1 rRNA gene is annotated in these 2,912 nt (G+C 53.9%); it reads right to left on the bottom strand.

Going from position 1 to position 2,912, the window contains the following annotated elements:
• Positions 1-22: 22 nt before the first annotated feature.
• A 23S ribosomal RNA gene (locus LRA87_RS18285) occupies positions 23-2,818 on the bottom strand.
• Positions 2,819-2,912: the final 94 nt, after the last annotated feature.

The following is a 2,912-nucleotide window of genomic DNA, read 5'->3' as shown; positions in this document are numbered from 1 at the left end:
TTGTCATTGATGGTGTGAGACTCTCAAGCGCGAATAGGACAATTAGTATCGGTTAGCTCCATGCGTTACCGCACTTCCACATCCGATCTATCAAGGTCGTGGTCTCCGACCGTCCTAAGAAATCTTATCTCGAGGGAGGCTTCCCGCTTAGATGCTTTCAGCGGTTATCCCGTCCGTACATAGCTACCCTGCTGCGCCGTTGGCACGACGACAGGTACACCAGAGGTACGTTCAACCCGGTCCTCTCGTACTAGGGTCAACTCCTCTCAAATTTCGACGCCCACGGCAGATAGGGACCAAACTGTCTCGCGACGTTCTGAACCCAGCTCACGTACCACTTTAATTGGCGAACAGCCAAACCCTTGGGACCTGCTCCAGCCCCAGGATGTGATGAGCCGACATCGAGGTGCCAAACAACCCCGTCGATATGAGCTCTTGGGGGTTATCAGCCTGTTATCCCCGGCGTACCTTTTATCCGTTGAGCGATGGCCCTTCCACGAGGGACCACCGGATCACTATGACCGACTTTCGTCTCTGCTCGACTTGTCAGTCTCGCAGTCAGGCGGGCTTATGCCATTGCACTCTAACAGCCGGTTTCCAACCGGCCTGAGCCCACCATCGCGCGCCTCCGTTACTCTTTAGGAGGCGACCGCCCCAGTCAAACTACCCGCCACAGAGGGTCCCTGTTCCGGCTTACGGAACGAGGTTAGACATCAGAAAACAACAGGGTGGTATTTCACCTATGGCTCCACGACAGCTGGCGCCGTCGCTTCAAAGCCTCCCACCTATGCTACACAGTTCTTTCCTAATGCCACTCTGAAGCTGCAGTAAAGGTGCACGGGGTCTTTCCGTCTAACCGCGGGTACTCCGCATCTTCACGGAGAATTCAATTTCGCTGAGCATGTCCTGGAGACAGTGGGGAAGTCGTTACGCCATTCGTGCAGGTCGGAACTTACCCGACAAGGAATTTCGCTACCTTAGGACCGTTATAGTTACGGCCGCCGTTTACCTGGGCTTCATTTCAGAGCTTGCACCCCTCCACTTAACCTTCAGGCACCGGGCAGGCGTCAGGCCCTATACGTCGTCTTGAAGCCGACTTAGCAGAGCCCTGTGTTTTTGCTAAACAGTCGCTACCCCCTGGCCTGTGCCCCCTCATAACGGTTGCCCGCTGTGAGGGCCTCCTTCTTCCGAAGGTACGGAGGCAATTTGCCGAGTTCCTTCAGGACACTTCTCTCAAGCGCCTTGGTATACTCTACCTGACCACCTGTGTCGGTTTCGGGTACGGTCTATACGGTGGGGCTATTTCCTGGAACAGTTTCGAAGCACGTCCAATCCGATAAGGACGTACAACACACACCATCCGTCACACACCACCAGGCCCACGAATATTAACGTGGTTCCCATCGACTACCCCCTTCGGGCTCGTCTTAGGGGCCGGCTCACCCTGCGCGGATTAGCCTTGCGCAGGAACCCTTGGTCTTTCGGCGAGAGGGCATCTCACCCTCTTTATCGCTACTCATGTCTGCATTCGCACTTCCGATACCTCCACGACCCATTACCAGATCGCTTCACAGGCTTACGGAACGCTCCGCTACCGCGTGATCAAAGATCACACCCTAAGCTTCGGTGCATCACTTTAGCCCCGTTACATCTTCGCCGCAGAAACCCTTGTTTAGACCAGTGAGCTGTTACGCTTTCTTTAAAGGATGGCTGCTTCTAAGCCAACCTCCTGGTTGTTTTGGGATTTCCACATGCTTTCCCACTTAGTGATGACTTGGGGACCTTAGCTGTAGGTCAGGGCTGTTTCCCTTTTGACGACGGACCTTAGCACCCGCCGTCTGTCTCCCGGATATCACTCCTAGGTATTCGGAGTTTGGTTAGTGTTGGTAGATCTCGCGACCCCCGCAACCATCCAGTGCTCTACCCCCTAGGGTGTCCATCCGAGGCACTACCTCAATAGTTTTCGCGGAGAACCAGCTATTTCCCGGCTTGATTGGCCTTTCACCCCTAAACACAACTCATCCGGTAACTTTTCAACGTTAATCGGTTCGGACCTCCAGTGCATGTTACTGCACCTTCATCCTGGTCATGCCTAGATCGCCGGGTTTCGGGTCTAATACTTCAAACTATGTCGCCCTATTCAGACTCGCTTTCGCTGCGCCTACACCTATCGGCTTAAGCTTGCTTGAAACATTAAGTCACAGACCCATTATGCAAGAGGTACGCTGTCAGGCCTCAAGGACCCTCCAACTGCTTGTAGGCAATCCGTTTCAGGTACTGTTTCACTCCCCTCATCGGGGTGCTTTTCACCTTTCCCTCACGGTACTAGTTCGCTATCGGTCACATACGAGTATTTAGGCTTAGAGGGTGGTCCCCCTATGTTCAGACAGAATTACACGTGTTCCGCCCTACTCGAGTCCTGATACATCACTTTCGCATACGGGACTGTCACCCGCTATGGTGCTACTTTCCAGAAGCTTCTGCTAGTTGAATATCAGGCACTGGCCTGGTCCGCGTTCGCTCGCCACTACTAACGGAATCTCGGTTGATGTCTTTTCCTCCAGCTACTGAGATGTTTCAGTTCACCGGGTTCGCTTCACGAAGCCTATTTTATTCAGCTAAGTGATACCTGTTCCCGCCTAACTCCGCTCGCGAGGTTTCCCTCACGGTCGAAGTTAAACGGATAGGTGGGTTTCCCCATTCGGAAATCTGCGGGTCAAAGGTTGCTCACACCTCACCGCAGCTTATCGCAGCGTGCCACGTCCTTCATCGCCTGTATGTGCCAAGGCATCCACGAATTGCCCTTACCTCACGCTTGAGAGTCCACACCACCAATGACAACGCTGGATCGCTGCCCCTCAAGGCAGACGACACGAAACTCGGCAGAGCAGCGTCGGTTGGCTTTACCGGGT

The organism is Sphingomonas sp. Leaf37 (genome assembly GCF_920939475.1).
GTDB lineage: Bacteria > Pseudomonadota > Alphaproteobacteria > Sphingomonadales > Sphingomonadaceae > Sphingomonas.
This window is presented reverse-complemented; position numbering and strand designations above follow the sequence as displayed.